This is a genomic window from Candidatus Phycosocius spiralis, assembly GCF_030158815.1.
Taxonomy (GTDB): domain Bacteria; phylum Pseudomonadota; class Alphaproteobacteria; order Caulobacterales; family Aquidulcibacteraceae; genus Aquidulcibacter; species Aquidulcibacter spiralis.
The window spans coordinates 152,436-170,970 of the sequence record NZ_BPFZ01000004.1 but is presented as its reverse complement, the minus strand read 5'-3'; the positions used below and the strand labels follow the sequence as shown (position 1 = coordinate 170,970).

12 protein-coding genes and 1 pseudogene are annotated in these 18,535 nt (G+C 48.1%); 8 read left to right on the top strand and 5 right to left on the bottom strand.

The genetic code is table 11. The features are described 5' to 3' along the window. Positions 1 to 8 precede the first annotated feature (8 nt). The 4 genes from PsB1_RS04830 (at position 9) to PsB1_RS04815 (ending at position 6,893) form a co-directional block, all read left to right on the top strand. Positions 9 to 1,400: a glutamine synthetase family protein gene (locus tag PsB1_RS04830; protein WP_284359432.1), complete on the top strand. Its 1,392-nt coding sequence runs from the start codon at positions 9 to 11 to the stop codon at positions 1,398 to 1,400. 9 nt (positions 1,401 to 1,409) lie between these two features. Next, entirely contained in the window at positions 1,410 to 2,810 is a 1,401-nt protein-coding gene (locus tag PsB1_RS04825; protein ID WP_284359431.1) for a glutamine synthetase family protein, read from the top strand. Between the two features lie 72 nt (positions 2,811 to 2,882). Further along, positions 2,883 to 3,995 carry an ABC transporter substrate-binding protein gene (locus tag PsB1_RS04820; RefSeq protein ID WP_284359467.1) on the top strand — a complete coding sequence of 371 codons (1,113 nt, stop codon included), beginning with the start codon at positions 2,883 to 2,885 and terminating at the stop codon, positions 3,993 to 3,995. A gap of 171 nt (positions 3,996 to 4,166) precedes the next feature. Beyond that, positions 4,167 to 6,893, top strand: coding sequence for a hybrid sensor histidine kinase/response regulator (locus tag PsB1_RS04815; RefSeq protein ID WP_284359430.1), 2,727 nt, complete (start codon positions 4,167 to 4,169; stop codon positions 6,891 to 6,893). Positions 6,894 to 7,075: 182 nt separating this feature from the next. Here PsB1_RS04815 and PsB1_RS04810 read toward each other — a convergent pair whose 3' ends face one another. Further along, the gene (locus PsB1_RS04810; protein WP_284359429.1) at positions 7,076 to 9,727 is read right to left on the bottom strand and encodes a TonB-dependent receptor; all 2,652 of its coding nucleotides are present in this window, start codon (positions 9,725 to 9,727) and stop codon (positions 7,076 to 7,078) included. Positions 9,728 to 10,434: 707 nt separating this feature from the next. Between PsB1_RS04810 and PsB1_RS11925 the strand changes: the two are divergent. Together PsB1_RS11925 and PsB1_RS04805 are read left to right on the top strand one after the other, a co-directional pair. Then, a pseudogene (locus PsB1_RS11925) lies at positions 10,435 to 10,569 on the top strand (hypothetical protein); the annotation flags it as partial. An 18-nt stretch (positions 10,570 to 10,587) separates the two neighbouring features. Then, positions 10,588 to 10,782 carry a hypothetical protein gene (locus tag PsB1_RS04805; RefSeq protein WP_284359428.1) on the top strand — a complete coding sequence of 65 codons (195 nt, stop codon included), beginning with the start codon at positions 10,588 to 10,590 and terminating at the stop codon, positions 10,780 to 10,782. Between the two features lie 320 nt (positions 10,783 to 11,102). On the opposite strand, the gene PsB1_RS04800 is transcribed toward PsB1_RS04805, so the two are convergent. From PsB1_RS04800 to fsa, 4 genes are all read right to left on the bottom strand, one after another. After that, complete coding sequence (locus PsB1_RS04800; RefSeq protein ID WP_284359426.1) at positions 11,103 to 12,233, bottom strand: AGE family epimerase/isomerase; 1,131 nt, start codon at positions 12,231 to 12,233, stop codon at positions 11,103 to 11,105. A 22-nt stretch (positions 12,234 to 12,255) separates the two neighbouring features. Continuing rightward, on the bottom strand, positions 12,256 to 13,788 hold the full coding sequence (locus PsB1_RS04795) for a phosphomannomutase/phosphoglucomutase (RefSeq protein WP_284359424.1): 1,533 nt from the start codon (positions 13,786 to 13,788) through the stop codon (positions 12,256 to 12,258). Positions 13,789 to 13,823: 35 nt separating this feature from the next. After that, positions 13,824 to 14,915: a mannose-1-phosphate guanylyltransferase/mannose-6-phosphate isomerase gene (locus tag PsB1_RS04790; protein WP_284359422.1), complete on the bottom strand. Its 1,092-nt coding sequence runs from the start codon at positions 14,913 to 14,915 to the stop codon at positions 13,824 to 13,826. A gap of 67 nt (positions 14,916 to 14,982) precedes the next feature. After that, a complete protein-coding gene (gene fsa, locus PsB1_RS04785; RefSeq protein ID WP_284359420.1) occupies positions 14,983 to 15,636 on the bottom strand; it encodes a fructose-6-phosphate aldolase in 654 nt (217 codons plus the stop codon). 282 nt (positions 15,637 to 15,918) lie between these two features. Here fsa and galU point away from each other — a divergent pair, with 282 nt between their 5' ends. Together galU and PsB1_RS04775 are read left to right on the top strand one after the other, a co-directional pair. Beyond that, positions 15,919 to 16,794, top strand: coding sequence for a UTP--glucose-1-phosphate uridylyltransferase GalU (galU, locus tag PsB1_RS04780; RefSeq protein WP_284359419.1), 876 nt, complete (start codon positions 15,919 to 15,921; stop codon positions 16,792 to 16,794). Between the two features lie 81 nt (positions 16,795 to 16,875). Then, positions 16,876 to 18,180, top strand: coding sequence for a UDP-glucose dehydrogenase family protein (locus tag PsB1_RS04775; protein ID WP_284359418.1), 1,305 nt, complete (start codon positions 16,876 to 16,878; stop codon positions 18,178 to 18,180). Positions 18,181 to 18,535: the final 355 nt, after the last annotated feature.

Below are 18,535 nucleotides of genomic sequence, written 5' to 3'. Positions count from 1 at the left end.
GGTGACCTATGTCCTTTGAAACAGATCCCAATATCCACAAGCGCTTAGAAGCCTGGATTAAAGAAAAGGGAGTCTCAGAGATTGAACTGATTTTGCCTGATATGAACGGCATCATTCGAGGTAAAGTTGTACCGGCACCGCGCTTTTTGAAGGGGGTGTCCAACCATACATTGCGCATTGCTTCCTCGATTTTAAGCGTGACAGTTACGGGCGAATATCCAGAACCTGACTTAGAGCGTGACGGGGAAGACAGCTATTCAGGCACACTAGATCCCGATTGTGTTTTGGTGCCCGATCCCAATTCCATCTGTGTCGCGCCAGGCTATCGCACGCCGACAGCTTATGTTGTCACAGATGCATACACCCACGCCGGAAAGCTGATTGAAATTGCGCCACGCCAAGTCTTGCGCAGGGTTCTTGATCTTTATACACAAAAGGGCTGGCAACCTGTGGTCGCCCCTGAGGTCGAGTTTTTCCTAACTGCCCGCAATATCGACCCCGATCTACCCCTTGAAACACCGGTTGGCCGTTCGGGCCGCGCCGAAACCGTTTCCCAACCTTACGGTCTTGAAGCAATCAACGAATATGAGGATCTGATCGAGCAAATTTATGAATATTGCGAGATTGCCGAACTCGATATCGACACGATGATCCACGAAGCCGGTGCCGCGCAATTGGAGGTCAACTTCAATCATGGTGATGCATTAGAGCTGGCTGACCAGGTTTTGATGTTTAAACGCATCGTGCGCCAAGTGGCCTTAGCCCAAAATGTCTATGCGACCTTCATGGCCAAACCGATGGACAACCAGCCCGGCAGTGCCATGCATATTCACCAATCCTTGGTCGATGCAAAGACCGGGCGCAATCTATTTGCCAATGTGAACGGCACGGACAGTAGATTATTTCGCTCCTTTGTTGGCGGCTTGCAGACCTATTTGCCGGAAGTTGCCCCGCTTTTTGCCCCCAATGTCAATTCATTCCGGCGAATGCGACCCCAGTTTGATGCGCCCATCAATGTGCAATGGGGCTTGGATAATCGCTCATGCGGCTTGCGCACACCGATCAGTGACGGCCGTAACCGACGGGTTGAAAACCGTTTGCCAGGGGCGGACGCAAATCCCTATCTGGCCATCGCCTCATCCTTAGCCTGTGGTTATGTCGGTATGGTGCAAGAGCTTGAGCCTGGCCCGATGATTTCGACTTCGGCTTACCGTATGCCGCGCTCTTTACCACGCACTTTGGACGAGGCTTTAGGCCGCTTCCGCGACTGCGCACCTATGCGCGAGGTACTTGGCGAAGAATTTTGCAGCTTGTTTGCGGCTGTAAAATTGGACGAGCTGGATGCCTTTGAAGGCGTGGTTTCAGCTTGGGAACGCGAACACTTACTCTTGAAAGTTTGAGGTTATCTTGTGTCTATTCTGTTCAATCAGCATACAATTGGCGTTGCGACTCGTAGCGAAGCGGAGGCATTTTTGGCGGCCAATCCAGAGATTGCTTTTATCGATATCCTCTATAATCCCATGAGTGGCCCTCCGCGCGGTAAACGCATTCGCCCGCATGAGCTTTTGGCTGTCTATGGCCATGGCCGCTATTTGCCAGGCTCGATCACCGTTGTTGATATGACGGGTGCTGATTGTGAAGCAACAGGTCTGGTATGGGAAGATGGTGACGCCGATCGTTTGGCTAAACCCGCACCCAATACTTTGTTTAAAGCGCCTTGGTTAGGTGAAGACGTCGCCCAATGCGTTTTATCCCTATATGAATTAGACGGGGCGAAGAATGAACTTGACCCCCGCCATGTCCTCCAACGCGTGTTAAACCGCTTCGCTGCCGATGGCTTGACCCCGGATGTGGCGTGTGAGCTTGAATTTTATTTGTGTGATCAGCGCTTTGAAGGTCAACCCGCCTCTTTGCCACTTTCACCCGTAACTGGGCATAAGCCAATAGGCCATGAGGTATATGGGTTGCGCGAGCTCGATGATTATATGCCCTATTTACGTGACCTTTACGCTGCAGCCGCTGCGCAAGATTTGCCGATTGAAGCTGCTATCAGTGAATTTGCGCCAGGCCAATTGGAAATTGGGCTTGCCCATCGCGCTGATGCTTTACGTGTCGCCGATGAGGCGGTGATGTTCAAACGCCTTGTAAAGGGTTGCGCGGTCGCGCATGGGATGGAAGCTACCTTTATGGCCAAGCCATTTGAAGGCCGCGCTGGCAATGGCCAACATTTGCATGTGTCAGTCCTCAACAAAGCAGGCCACAATATTTTCGCCAGTGAAGACCCACAAGGCACGCCCGCTTTGCGCCATGCGATCGCAGGCATGCAGCAACTATTGCCCGCTGGCATGGCGATCTTTGCACCCAACCAAAACTCATATCGCCGCTTTGTTGGTAATTCCTATGCACCGGTTGCGGCGACTTGGGGCGTCAATAATCGCACTGTAGGCTTACGCGTCACAGCAGGCCCACCAGAGAGCCGCCATGTTGAGCACCGGGTTTGTGGTGCAGATGCTAATCCCTATCTCGCATTGGCGACCATGTTAGCTGGCGTACATTACGGCCTGACCCATCAGCTGGACCCCAGTCCTGCCATCACCGGAGATGGATATGCCCAAGCGCACAAGGCACCCGTGGCTCTGGCTAAGAATTGGTTTAATGCAGTAGACACTTTTGCTGCATCCGAAGTGATAAAGGACTATCTCGGTGCGCGTTTTCAAGCCATGTTTACGACACTGAAGCGAACAGAGCAGGACCGCTATTTCGCTCATGTCCCAATTGTAGATTATGAATGGTGTTTTCGTAATGCCTAAACGCACTATTGGTATCCAAGGAGAAGCCCAATGACAGAACGACCATTATCGCGCGATGAAGTTGATATATTTATGCGCCTTCGACCCCATTCCAGACGCGCATTTATGGCCGCGTTTGGCGCCACAGCGGCGGCACTCTCCCTCTCAGCTTGTAAGCCAGCTGAACCTGCGTCGGGCGAGGGTACCAAATTGGTGATCCCTGGATCAGAAGGGAGCAAGTTAGAGTTTTATAATTGGGATACTTATATAGGTGAAACAACGCTCGCTGATTTCAAAGCCGCCAGCGGTATCGATGTCAATATGACATTATTTGCCAATAATGATGAGCTATTCGCCAAATTTAGAGCTGGGAACCCTGGTTTTGACTTAATCATGCCTTCTAATGAATATGTTGCCCGCATGATTGAAGCCAAAATGCTAGCACCACTAGACCAATCCAGAATCCCAAATAAAAAGAATCTGCTCCCTGAATTCCAAAATGCCGATTTTGATCCGGGCCGCAAATATTCTATGCCCTATACTTGGCTCGTTCTCGGCATTGGGTATCGCAAATCTGCAATGAAGGGGGGCGTTACTCCAGATAGTTGGAAGTATTTGTATGACAGCGCAGAGTATAAAGGCAAAATTTCTATGCTTTCAGAAAGCGCTGATGTCTTTCGAATCGGATTTAAATATCTGGGCAAAAGTGTAAACGACGCAACACCTGAGTTGATTAAGCAAGTCGAAGACATGCTGATTAAACAAAAGGTCAATATCAAAAACTTCCACAATGACGATGGTCAGGATTTATTGATGTCACGAGAAGTCGATCTCGTTCTTGAATATAATGGTGATATTGCCCAAAAGGAGACAGAAGATCCAGACCTCGCCTTTGTGGTACCGAAGGAGGGTTCACTATTGAATTCAGATTGCATGTGTATCCCGAATGGCGCGCCCAACCCCAATAACGCACATGCCTTCATCAACTTCCTGTTAGACGCCCAAAACGGTGCTAATATCACCAAGACAATCTTATATCCCACTCCAAATGCTGCGGCTAAAGCCTTGATGGATGAGACCTATAAGGATAATCAAACCATTTTCCCGCCTACAGCCGTGATGGCTAAATGTGAATATGGGAAATACCCAGGCTCAGCCATTACCCAAGCCTTCGAAGCCGCCATGACCCGTGTACGGGCAGCCTAGATTGTATAAATTCACGCCTCACAGGTTGTGATCGCGATCGCAGGGGTACCCCTTAGTACCCCTGCATTGATCAACTATGAATTATGCGCAATTTTTACATCATTTTACTAATATTTTTTTTGACTGCTTCGCGTTAAAAGAGAATTCATTACATTCTGTTACCTGATTGTTATGATCCGTGCGTTATCAGGACTTATTGGTTTTTTAACTGGCTCCACATCTGTGGATATCTCAAGTACTGCAGGCCAAATGCGGGTAACTGCGGTTAAGCAAACCCTGAAGAATGCTCGTATAGATCTGGTTGCGAGCTTGATTAGTCAGGGTTTGCCAAGCTTATGCGTGACCCTGGCAGGTGCCCCTACCATGGCAAGCTTGATATTCGTACTTGGTGTGGCAGCAGACGCCATGGTTAAAGCTTTTGCCAATGCGCGTCTTTCAGAGATGCGGTCTATATTGGATCCACACCTTTTACTTAGCAAGGCCATTGAGAATGAACAAACTCTAGTTATTGTTTTGCCAATTCGTTGCTTATTGGCTTTGGCAGCGCCAATTGCTTTACTCTTTTATGGGACACAACAAGAAACCCACCTTACCGCAGCGGCCTTTATGATGGCGGCCAGTGCGACCGTGTTTGTTACCCAAGCAAGTCCAAACCCAAGGATCTTGATCTTAGGGACATGGCCTGTTTGGCTTGGCCTAGCAGGGTTTAGCTTTTGGTTATTATTCAAATTTGAAAGCACAGAAGTTGCAATTGTGGTCATTGCTTATTTCTTCTGCATGCTGTGGTTTGCACGCTATTTTTACTTGGGGCAGGTACGTCTTCAACGCCTTCTGACCGAGAAAGACCACCATGCCGCCGAATTAGCTCGCGCCTTTGAACGTCGAGAACGCGATCTATCTATTTTTGCTTCTTTAGAGAGCGATTTGCCCGTCGGAATTTTTGACTATGATGCCCGTACCAAGACTCTTTTCTGGTCACCTGGAACATTTCGAGCCTTTGGCCGCATACCGGGTTCCCCCGTCCCGACTTTGGCTGAGCAATTAGCACAAGTGGCACCTGACTCCATAGAACAGGCAAAAGCCAATCTAGAAATCTATACCAAAACCCCGGGTGTCACTAAATTTGTAACGCCTATAATAGGCTTGGACGGCCAAACTCGGCAGGTTTCTGCCATCGTTCACACTGTGATGAACGAACATGGAGAGCTTGCACAAATATTTGGTGTTGTAGACGATCAAACAGAGTTGCGCTCTTTGCTATTCAAAGCCGAACAATTTGAAAATCGGCTTGAAGCCGCATTGACAAGTGGCTGTTCCATGGTGTGGGATCTTGAAGAACCCGGCCACAAAATCATTGGCTTTGGCGCGGTGGAACACTTTTTGCGCCCCGATCAAGATCGCCACGGTGATCTCATCGCCATGTTCGCCGAAAATGTGGTGGATGAAGATCGACCTAAGCTTAATCAGGTTACACGGCAAGCCTATCTTGAAAAAAAGCCGCAAACCCTTGATTTTCGTTTCTGTATTGATGGCCAGACTATACGCCATGGCCGCAGCATTGTAAGCGTCTTTGGTCGCCCAGCCTCTGGTGCCGGGATTATTCGCTCTTTTGTGACCGACATAACAGACGATGTTGCGCGCCGGGAAGCATTGGACCAAGCCCGCTCTGCCGCCGAATTAGCCAATAATGCAAAGAGTGCTTTTTTGGCGAATATGAGCCATGAGATCCGTACACCTTTGAATGGCATCGTCGCCATAACAGGAGCGCTGGCGACGACAGAACTGACCCCGTCTCAGCGCGAGATGGTTGATCTTGTCTGTGAGTCAGGTGTGTCTTTAGAGCGGGTGTTAAATGACATTTTGGACCTTGCCAGGGTTGAATCAGGTAGGCTTGAAATTGAGTCTGCCCCCTTCTCACTTACCGATTTAATCTCAGGTACTGTAGCCCTATTTGCGGTTAAAGCGGACAATAAGGGTTTGAAATTTAGGCAAATAGGGCATCATGTTGAGGGAAAGTGGCTGATCGGAGACGCCGCCCGCATTCGTCAGATTTTGACGAATTTCTTATCCAACGCCATTAAATTTACCGACCATGGGAGCATTGATCTATGTGTTGAACTCGCACCAGAGAAAGATGGCAATAACAAAGATATGCTACTAACCCTATCGGTCAAGGATACCGGTCCTGGCATTGCCCAAGCCGATCAGGAACGGTTGTTTCATCGGTTTGAACAAATTGATGCCTCTATTACACGCGCCCATGGCGGATCAGGATTGGGTTTAGCCATCTGTAAATCCTTGGCACAGCTAATGGGCGGGGAGGTAGAAGCCCAATCGGTTTTAGGTCAAGGGTCAATTTTTTCATTGAAGTTAAAACTTCCGGTTGCTGATATGCCTTCCACGATCAAACCAAAGCCGGGGGATGCTCTGCCTGACCTGTCGTCACCAGGATCGGCTGGTAAACTAAAAGTTCTCGTGGCCGATGATCACCCGACAAATCGGCGGGTGTTGCAAATGATTCTTGAACCCTTAGGTATTGAATTGGTGATGTGCGAGGATGGGCAACAAGCGCTTGATGTATTAGACCAAATGGATGTGGATCTCGTGCTGATGGATCTACAAATGCCTGTCATGGATGGGTTAACCGCCATTCAAACCATAAGACGTCGAGAGGTGACATTCAAAAAGCAAAGATTGCCGATCATTGCTGTTTCGGCCAATGCCATGGCCCACCACAAAGCAGAAGCCCTAGAAGCTGGAGCGGATATGCACATCGCGAAACCCTTCACCCCCAGCATTTTAATCCAAGGCCTTGAAGCCGCATTGGCTGGAGAAACGCCTTTGAACACAGACGAACATGCACCCCATTTTAAACGATATGCCCTGCCTAGTGGCTGACCGATTGAATAAATAGTCTCTGGAAGATTATTCTTGGGGAAGAACTGATTGATTCTAGTAGAATTGATGGAATAGCAGACACAATTATACCTGACTTTTTACTTCCCTACATTAAGCTATCACTGGGGTGGCAAAAATTAAATTATGCCACCCCATGATTATAAGATTAATCAGTAAACTGATTAAAACTTAAATGTTGCATCAATACCAAAAGTTCTTGGCATGTTAAAATTGCCATAATCACCCATAATATTCCCATTATTGGCAACCCGAACAATATTAGGAACACCTGTGACCGCATTGGTTTGCACCGATGGCAAACTATTTGATGGATCACGCCGGTATACATAATGCTCGTCCAACAAGTTTCGGCTCCATAATCCAAAACTCAATTCTTGGTCACCTCTCCCCAGCGAAATACCAGTCAATGAAATGCGACCATTTACGATCAATGATTCGTCATTCTTGGTGTCGAATTGATCAAAGGTTTGTGTTGCTTCTGAATAATTGGCATCCAAATGATACTTGATGCTCGCATTACTGCTACCAATTGGGCTCTCATAATCGACTGCAAGACTAGCAGCATTACGTGGGGTAAAGACGATATAGAACTTTTGATTGACAGTGGTGAATTTGCCAGTGGCAACACCTGCGGATGTAAATTCCTGATAGGTCACAGGAACCAATGGAATGTCAAAATCGGTATATGCATAAGACGCATTCAGGGTTAAGCCCTCAATGGGACGGAAGGTCAAATCTGCCTCAACACCATTTATTTTAGTTGTGCCTGGTGCATTAAATGTTACAAGATTGTTGAAATTGCCTGTCGCTGTTGGCTGCACCGTTGACAAATCTACTTGGCTACCTTTTCGATCCATAGTGTAAACGGCAATATTCGCACGAGCGCGGCGGTCCCAGAAATCGGCCTTGAAACCAACTTCATAGCTCTTAACATCTTCAGGATTAAATGACTGATAATTTGATGTCCTCGAACTTGCGCCGCCAGCACGATAGCCTGTTGCATATTTGGCATAGGCATGTATCTGATCGCCCAAGTCATAAGCCACAATCACAAGCGGATTGAAGCGTGTCCACGTCTTATCTAACGGTTTATAACCATTTCGTGCAACTGCTGCTGCATTTGCCGGATCATCGTAATTGAGATTACGCGAAAACAGAAGTCGACCTTTCTTCTCGTCGGTAGTGTATCTACCTCCTAATGTGATATGAAGAGCTTCAGATGGGTTCCAAGTGACTTGGCTGAATGCAGCATAACTTCTAGAGGTTACTGTTGATGCCCGGTCAATCGAGCATCCATTAACAGCTGCACCCAATTTTGGATTTGATGGGCCCGTGCAAAACGCAATTGGTCTATAAGTTGCACCGGTTACAACACCTTGGTCCACAATTGCAATGGCACCCATTGAGTTTGGTGTTGTCGCATCGTCGCTTACCTTCTCTGTAAAGTAATAAAGACCGGCAACATAGTCAAACTGACCTAGCGTTCCAACGGCTTGAAACTCCTGGCTGAATTGTCGTTGTTTTAAGTCAGCATTGCTATAGCGTGCAAATGGACAAGGTGATGTTTGTGTGCAGGTTGCAGTTAAATTGACAACAGGAATACGGTGTGCGCCCCCTGAATTGTCATATTGTTGAACATCAACACCACGCCAAGCCGTAATTGAGCGCAATTCAAGCTCAGATGAGACTCTCCATTTCAAGGTGTTAGAAATTCCAAATGTATCGTCCGTGCTTTCCTTTTGCGGTACACCAATATCGGCTGTACGCATCAATTTTTTACCATTAACGACAACATCAGGTAATAACTTGCGCACAGTGCCTTGGCTTCCGACAAAATCAGTACCAGGCGTAACGCAAGTTGAGCCAGCTGGTATTGGAAGAGGTGCAAGATTTGTCCCTCCACTTAGACAATTATTGGGATTATAATTGAGAAGCTGGCTATAAAACGGTGTATTGCGGTCGCTTGCTACATCGTATGCAATGTCATTCGTGATTTGATCTGAAGGTCTCCACCGGGCAGCGACACGCAATCCCTCTCGCCGAAACAGTCCAAATCCGGCTTCGCCTTGAAGTGGGTTCTTGGTAATTGCATCTTGATTTTGCACAATACCATCAAGCTTGATGGAAAGATTGTTCCATTCATCAAGATCTACATGAAAAGATGCATTATAGCTGCCGATATTTCCGAATCCGCCTGAAAATCTGCCCCCATAAACACCCGTTGGTGCCTTGGAGACGATCGACACTGCACCACCTTCCGTGTTGCGTCCAAACAAAGTTCCTTGCGGACCTTTTAGCACTTCGACGCGCTCAATATCAAATAAGCCAGCGTTCAACCCGTGCTGGCGTCCCAGATAAACGCCATCAATATAAACGCCGACACCTTGTTCGCGGGCAGGTTGGTTGGCATCCAAGGGCACAATACCACGAATTCCGATTGTCAGTGCCGATTGTCGGGCTTCAAATGTGGCTACCCGGAGAGACGGAAGCCCCCCATCAGAAAGGTCCAATAAGCTTTGAACCTTGCGCTCAGCCAACATCTTTGCACCCATAACCGAAATGGAAATTGGCGTGCTTTGTAAATTGGTTTCCCGCTTGGTTGCTGTTACGACGACAACATCTAATTCAGCCGGTGGTAAATCATCAGATGGCTCAACCGAGCGCGAGCCATCATTTGGTAACGCACTGGCTTCTTTAGTCACCTCATGATTGGGATCCTTATTGGCTGCCTGCGCAACACCACCAAATCCCATTAACATGCCAGCTGTAAGCGCCAAGAGCGATACCGAATGGCTCGACCTAATAAATTTCATCCTATGTCCCCGATAAAAGTGCACAATCGGATAACCTAGAGTGCAACTTGGTTTGATATCGGAAGCGGTTTAGGAGTAAAGATTAGACTTTTAATGTCATTAATGTGTCTATAATTTTAATTTATCATATGTTTTTTGTAATGGTTTCATGTTATTTTTATGACAAAGCCACTGCATAGATTCAAGGCCAATGCTTAGATTCATGGGGTCACATGATTTGAAATGATTGTTCGAGTTTTAAAACCTAATTAGTCGTTTTTTTCGATTTCCAAGCATCACCTAACCAGAATGTAGGAAACAACCCCCCACAACGGCAAAAGTTTAGCTTTATGTTTGAGGCAAAGATCATGTTGAATGATTAATTGATCATTGCTTACAATGGTCATCATACGCTCTATCAATTTCTCCCATGGATTCAATTTCTTAACATGAAGGCGCATTCTGGCACCAGGTGGTAAGGCGGTGCCGCCGCTGGTGTGGGGCCGTGGATAAGGGTGTGTTTCAACTGAAGAGATAATGTTACGCTAAAGTGCCTGCTGGCTGATGCGATGCCTAATAAGGCTGCCTTTGAGGAACTTGTTGCAAAATGGGACACCCGCCATGAAGCAGAGGGCGATTGCCCATCTTAAAAGGACTTCAAGATAAGCGCGGCCGCGGGCCTGTGGGATCCTGGAGAGGCATAGGGTATCGCGCCAACGTAGGAACATATCGCACCTGACCATTTCACAACGTGCAAACCGACCCTGAATTGCTTTATAGAAAGATTGAATGGATGTCTGAGCGATGAGCTTTTGAATGCAAAAATGTTGCACCGCCTCACACACGCAAGGGCGGTTCTGCAAGTCTGGCGTCGCACTATCATGAAGTCCGACCCACGCAAAACTTGGCTGCAAAGGCCAAATCCCTTACCACGCTCAACACCACCACCAGCTAAGGCGAAGCGCTCAAACCTAAGCTACCCACCTAAGCCTTCGACAACACCATTAATGATCGATGAAAACCAAGCAAAGACACCCCATGTGGCTCTCATTCTCGCACGCAATGTGGGTGGCTGAACCATGGGGGTTACGTCAATCACAAACCCCAAATGCTAATATCGAAACTCAAAGGGTTGAAATGGTATCATTGGATTGTATCAACTCAATGGAATGGCTCGCCAGCTTCAAATGCCTGTATTGGGATCATACAATGATGAAGCGCATTATACCACCTAGGTGTTGATAGGTTCATTTCCAGACTAGGACCCTTCATAACAATCAGCCAATTATAGAAATGCGCCCTAGGGACCCATAAGGTCATGAGTGCACAGCATGATGTAGGGTGAAGGCCAGCCCAGTCATATGCCCAAGGTGCTTTTGCAATGCACGATCCAACCTTAGCGTGCGTCTGCAAGTTTCAGTATTTCGGCGAAAGCTAAAAAAAGATGGTAAAAGGTGGAAGTAGGCATTGTTGTTGCTGTTTGATGCCCATTTGCATCAAATGCATCCACCCAACCTCCAAGTGGGTTGGTGTTGAGATAGCGTGAGAACAATAAATCTATCGTGGGTAGAATAACAGGCCAAGGATCATGACCCATTAACTTAAATCTTGCCACGGCGGCTTTAAGCCGCTCCGTATTTGGCCAGGTGCGTGACCCAGCATCGATCAAACTGCCGTCATCCAAGATCGCATTATACGTGGCCGCAGTGGCGTGATCGACACCCTTGGCCTCTGCAAAGCCGATCAAGTCATCGACTAAGGTGCCCAGCTCCAAACCCAACAGATTGTCCGCAGTCACCAAAATCCAGGCCCATTCAAACTGGTGGCCAGGCTCAACCAAACGCCCTTGCTGCCCCAAAAGTGGTATAAGATCATCGTCAAAGTATTCGCAAAGTGCCTTTGTATTCGTGTTAAAGAAATGGGACTGAAACAGGCCAAAGACTTCATGGGCCAGCCGAGCAAAAATCTGTGCTTGCGTGCTTTCATAGCAAACCAAAGATGCTTCTAAGAGGTGCATATGGGGGTTTTGCAACCGCGGGCCTTGAGGCGGAATTTGGTGCCAAAATCCAAGTTTCGGATGGCGTAACTTCTGATCAATCACATCGGCAGTCTCCAACATCAATTGCAAGACATCCGGTGAAGGTGCTACGCGATAATACCAACCCAATGCAAACAGAGCAAAAGCGTTGTCATAAAGATCCGTAGTCGGATCAAGTATCTTATGATCGGATGACACACGCTTGGCCCAGCCAAGCTTTGAACCCTGCCAGCAGCATGACATCATCGACTGAAACATGCGATGCGCTTCGCTTAGTCCGCGCTCCCAGCCAAGGATATAGGAATGGGAAAAAACATAGAGCTGGCGGCAAAAAACCCGAACGCGCTTAAAGCCGGGGTCGGAGGGTTTAAAATCTAAACCCAATTCTTCAACAGGACCACCATGGCTTTTGTCCCAACCCAGTTCCGCCCAAAGAGGCAGAGCCTGGTCAAACATCCAAGCCCGCAATCGTTGCACCACTTCCTGCATAGGTAAGCCTCTTTGGGACAGTTTAAATCGTTTGATTATAGTGGCCTACTTCGGGGTAGGCTGCCAGCCTTGGTTTCACTTCTTCATGGAATAAAGCCCGCATGTCGCCATCTGAGATACTGCTTTCCACAACCACCACCAATTCTGGTTTGTTGGAGGAAGCCCGAACCAAAACAAAGGATCCATCCGCTAACGTTACCCGGGCACCATTGACCGTGTTCACATCGCGGATGGCACGTCCTAATATGGATTCATTCGTGTTTGCCAAAGCGACATAATTGGCAACCACCTTGTCAATCACTTGATATTTAATCTCATCAGCGCAATGCGCAGACATGGTCAGCGATGTCCATGTTAAGGGTAATTCTTGTTTTAAAGTAGAAAGCACGCGCCCACCTGCCCTGTCTAACATGCCTAAAATGGCGCGTGCCGCAACCAAGGCATCATCATAACCACGCCCATAAGGCGCACGAAAGAAAAAATGACCTGATTTTTCAAATCCTGCCAATGCACCTAGTTCATGGGTGCGGCGCTTAATATAAGAATGCCCAGTCTTCCAATAATCCACCCTTGCCCCATTGGCCTTTAAAACTGGGTCAATCTTATAAGCCCCAGTTGATTTCACATCCACGACAAAGGTTGCGTTTTTATGACTAGAACTCAAGTCGCGGGCAAGCAATAAACCAATTTTATCAGCAAAAATCTCTTCTCCTTGATCGTCAACCACGCCACAGCGATCACCATCACCGTCAAAGCCCAAGGCAAGTTCTGCCCCGCTGTTAAGCACAGTACTTGCCATAGCTTTTAGCATAAGTTCATCTTCTGGATTGGGATTATATTTGGGAAAGGTCCAGTCGAGTGTACAATCCATTTCAACCACATCAGCGCCCATGGCCCGCAATGCCTCTGGAGCATAAGCGCCCGCGGCACCATTTCCACATGCCACAACGACTTTGATAGGTCGGCTCAGCTTAAAATCATCAACAATGTCTGCTATATAGCGCTCCCGCATCCCATCGATCCGGGTGAGACTTCCCCCTACGCGCTCCTCAAAAGCACCGGAGAGCACAATGTCCTTTAAGCGGCCCATTTCCTCAGGTCCAAAGGTTAAGGGCTTATGCGCACCCATTTTAACGCCAGTCCAGCCATTCTCATTATGACTTGCCGTGACCATGGCAACGGCAGGCGCATCCAAGGCAAATTGAGCATAATATGCGACAGGCGATAAGGCCAAGCCGATATCAAGCACCTCACAGCCTGCCTGCATCAAACCTAATATCAGAGCCTGCTTGATCGACAAGGAATAAAATCGATAATCATGCCCCACAACAACCCGGCTGGTGCCATAATCTTGCAACAAGGTTCCAAGACCAAGACCGAGTGCTTGAACACCGAGAAAATTCAATTCAGGGGCGGCATCATTGCCCTGCATCCCAAACCACCAGCGTGCATCATATTCGCGAAAACCTGTCGGCTTGACCAAAGGGGTCATCTCAAAATCAAGCGTATTGGTCCTAAGTTCGGCGCGTGGCTTGGTTAGGGTGGTCTTGGTCATTATTAAGCTCCAGCTTAGGTTGGTCAAGGTCGGTCTTAGGCAACAGAACCTTCTGCCTTGAAGGCGTGGGCGGCCAGCCCAACGTCTTGGGTACGATCCTTGGCACAGACCAAAATGCCATCATCGGTCGCAATGATCACCAAATCCTTTACCCCAATTACAGCCACGGGTATGGATTCAGATCGCACGAGGCAGCCTGAAGTATCAAAGAGTGCTGTTTTTCCTAAACATACATTTGCAGCTTCATCTTTCTGGGCCAACTCCCACAATGTGCTAAAGCAGCCGACATCACGCCATCCCATATCGACCGACACAACCGCAGCTCGCTTTGTCGCCTCCATCACCGCATAATCTAAAGAGATCGATGGAGCCTTCTTAAAGCTGTCCTCATCAAGATCGATTTCGCCCCTGTTGTTTCGGCTGGCACTTAGCGTCAAGCGGGCAGCTTCTAAAACCAAAGGTGCATGTAACGCCAATTCTCTTAGAATGACTTTTGGTGTGAAGAAGAATATACCTGCATTCCATGCATAAGACCCTGATGCCACATAGGCCTGAGCTGTGGCAAGATCTGGTTTCTCCCGAAAGGTGTCAACGGCACATACGCCCCCTGATAAGGATTCCCCAATCTTAATATATCCATAAGCAGTTTCTGGGAAAAGCGGGGTAATTCCGAATGTCACAACTCTACCGTCCAGTGCTGCTTCTTGGGCATCCAGACAGGCCTGATACAAACGCTCAGGCTTGGTGATAACCGCGTCAGCCGACAAAACCAGCATCAAGGCATCAGGGTTTGTTTCGGCCTGCACCAAGGCCGCCACCGCCACCGCTGGGGCAGTGTTGCGCGCTACGGGCTCGATAATCAGGGTTGCATCCACGATGGCGTTTGTCACAAGCTCTTCACGCACAAAACCGGCATGGGCTTGGCCGCACAAAATCACTGGGGCGCCAAACAGGACGGATTGCCCACATGCGACGCGCTGTAGGGTCTGGGCAAACATGGTCTGTTGGCTCTGCAAGGCATGAAACTGTTTAGGCTTCAGGCGTGTCGATAAGGGCCATAGTCGCGACCCTGATCCCCCGGTCATAATCACGGGCGTGATGGTGTGGGTAGTCACAGGTTTCGCCAAACAACCCCGCCTTCTTTCATAAGCAAATCCAAAAAGCTTTGAACCTCATGTGACAGCACAAAATGGTTTATAGGATGGATTGGCCCGTTGTAATCCAATCTTTCATAAAAGCATCTAAACCAAGATCTGTCAGCACATGCTTATAGAGGGCATTGAATACAGCGGGTGGTAAAGTTGCACAATCCGCCCCCGCCAAAGCCGCATCACGCACATGCAACGCGGTTCGTGCGGAGGCCGCCAAAATCTGCGTTTCAAAACCATAATTGTCATAAATAAGCCGAATGTCCCGGATCAGTTCCATGCCATCACTGCCATTATCATCCAAGCGGCCAATGAAGGGTGAGATATAGGTTGCGCCAGACTTTGCGGCCAAAAGGGCTTGAACGGCTGAAAAGCACAAAGTTACATTGACGGGCGTGCCTTCATCGGAAAGCGTCTTACAAACCCGCAAGCCCACAGGTGTCAGGGGTAACTTTACCACGACATTGGGCGCAATTTTTGCTAAAAAACGACCTTCTGCCAATAAGGTATCATAATCAGAAGCTACTGCTTCTGCGCTGATAGGGCCTGGAATCAGGGCGCACATCTCGACAATTGCTTCGCCAATCTTACGCCCTGACTTTGCAATCAACGATGGATTGGTTGTGACCCCATCAATCAAGCCTGTTGGCACTAATAGTTTGATTTGTTCAACTTCAGCCGTGTCGATAAAGATTTTCATATTCAGTCCTATTGGTTAGGCATAGGCCATGCCCTGAGGGTTGCATGCCCTTAAAGCAGGCTGGCTTTGTGCTCAAGGTCAAAGGATTTAGCATGGTTTTTTGACCAATTATCCGATATCTCATGTTTAATTGCCTGCTGGAGTGGTTGCTATTTATCCCCCCAAGACATAAGCGAATTTCAAATCGTCAGAACGCTCATGACGCTTGCTCGTTTGGGTGCGGTAAGTTCCTTTTAGTAAGGCCATCTTCAAAACAAGCCAAGCTATAGGTAAGGGATGGGTATGAAAAAGATACGCAAGGCTGTTTTGCCGGTTGCAGGTTTTGGAACCCGCGTTTTACCGGCAACCAAATCTCTGCCCAAAGAAATGCTGCCTGTCTTTGATCGTCCCGCTGTCCATTGGGTCGTGGAAGAGGCTTTAGAAGCAGGGATTGAGCATTTTGTTTTTGTTACAGGAAGAAACAAAAATGCCATCGAAGATTATTTTGACCGAGCTTATGAGCTTGAAGAATCGCTACGACGCGCAGGCAAAACTGTTCAGCTTAAAATGTTAGAGGATATGCTACCCGAAGCTGGCTCTAAAAGCTTTGTCCGCCAGCAATCCCCGCTTGGCCTAGGCCACGCAGTTTGGTGCGCGCGTGATATCATTGGTTATGAGCCTTTTGCAGTTTTGTTGCCGGATGTTTTGATTCAAAGTTCCCCCTCTTGTTTAACCCAAATGATGGCTGCCTATCATGAAGTCGGGGGCAATGTGATTGCGGTGGACCCGGTTCGCGGTGATCAAGTATCCGATTATGGTGTCATTGCCCATGGCCCCCAAATGGGGAAATCGATGGCTGTGACTGGGATGATTGAAAAGCCAGCTCGCGATCAGGCCCCTTCAAACTTAAGAATTACCGGGCGTTATATTCTTCAACCAGAGATTTTCCACTATCTCGAAACCCAACCCCGTGGCGCAGGTGGGGAAATCCAATTAACCGATGCGATGCTTCGCCTCATGGGAAGCCAAGCGTTTTATGCCGTTGAGTTTGAAGGCCAAGAATTTGATTGTGGCACTAAACTTGGCTATGCACAGGCCTTTGTTGGCTATGCGCTTAAAGATCTAGAATGGGGCCAAGCTGTTCGAACCATGATGGAGCAATTATTGACCCGTCCTTGATGAATGACGCCTAGTTTGTGTAATTATAAAGGAACAGACATCAATTATATCTGATTAGATCGTATACTGAGGGAAAGAGTGATGCGGGTAGCAATGGTCGGCACAGGTTATGTCGGATTGGTTTCTGGTGCCTGCTTTGCAGATTTTGGCCATCAAGTCGTTTGCATCGATAAGGATGATGGTAAGATAGAGAATTTGCGACAAGGTATCATGCCGATTTTTGAACCCGGCTTAGCTGACTTGGTTGAAGCCAATACCAAAGCCGGTCGTTTGACCTTTTCCATCGAACTGAAAGAAGCAGTCCGTGATGCCGACACAGTCTTTATCGCTGTAGGCACCCCATCACGGCGCGGCGATGGCCATGCCGACTTGAATTTCGTTGAACAGGCGGCGCGGGATATTGCCGCCCATCTCGATCATTATACCGTCATCGTCAACAAATCTACGGTACCAGTTGGAACCGGGGATCGCGTGGAATCTATCATGCGTGAAACCAATCCTAAGGGGGATTTTTCAGTCGTTTCCAATCCTGAGTTTTTGCGGGAAGGGGCTGCAATCTCTGACTTTAAACGCCCTGATCGCATCGTTGTGGGTACAAGTGATGAGCGCGCCCGCCAAGTCATGCGCGAACTTTATCGCCCTTTATTTTTGAATGAGACACCAATCCTCTTCACGGATCGGCGTACCAGCGAGTTGATCAAATATGCTTCCAATGCCTTTCTGGCTGTCAAAATCGCTTATATCAATGAGATGGCAGATGTCTGTGAAAAGGTTGGGGCTAATGTCCAAGAAGTCGCGCGTGGGATTGGGTTGGACAATCGGATTGGCAAGAAATTCCTCAATGCCGGTCCAGGTTATGGGGGTTCATGCTTTCCCAAGGATACTTTGGCCTTGATGCGAACCGCACAGGAAGCCGACGTACCAGTATCAATTGTAGAAGCAACAGTTAAAGCCAATACAACCCGCAAAAAAAAGATGGCCACTAAAATTATCACAGCCTGTGGAGGTGAGGTTCAGGATAAAACCATAGGCATATTGGGTTTGACCTTTAAGCCTAATACCGATGATATGCGCGAAGCGCCAAGCCTAGACATTATTCCGGCGTTACAAGCCGCAGGTGCAAAGATACGAGCCTATGACCCTGAAGGGATGGCAGAGGCGAAAAAGGAATTGAAAGATGTCATCTTCGTAGACGGGCCTTATGATGTGGCAGACAATGCCCACGCCATCGTCATTTTGACCGAGTGGGATCAGTTTAGAGCACTTGATTTTGAACGCATTGCACTGGCCATGGTCACCCCGATCATGGTGGATTTGCGCAATATCTATAATCCTGAAGATTTAAGGCAGGACGGCTTCACCTATGTGAGCATTGGGCGCAAATAGAATGCAGGTTTGACGAATACTCGCCAAATCCCCAGTCATTGTCCTGTCGGCATAAGTTTAATCTTGAAATTGACGGTGGGGGAAATGAATGGGGGTAATTGAAAACATGCCAGCGGATAAGCAGCTCATCGCGTTTCAGCGTTTACGCATTTCTAGGGTCAAGCGCATCTGCTTTTCAAGCAAGGCCCACAAGCAGCCAGTATCCCAAAGGCTTTTCAGCAGATACACTCCACCGATCAGTTCTCTTTAATCCTTAAAACCTTCAAGACGATTTCGGTTGACTTGATGAATGAAAAGCCCGTTGGGTTGAGTTGGACATGGGTGGCCTGCTTGCAAAAGAGGATGCCATGATCAA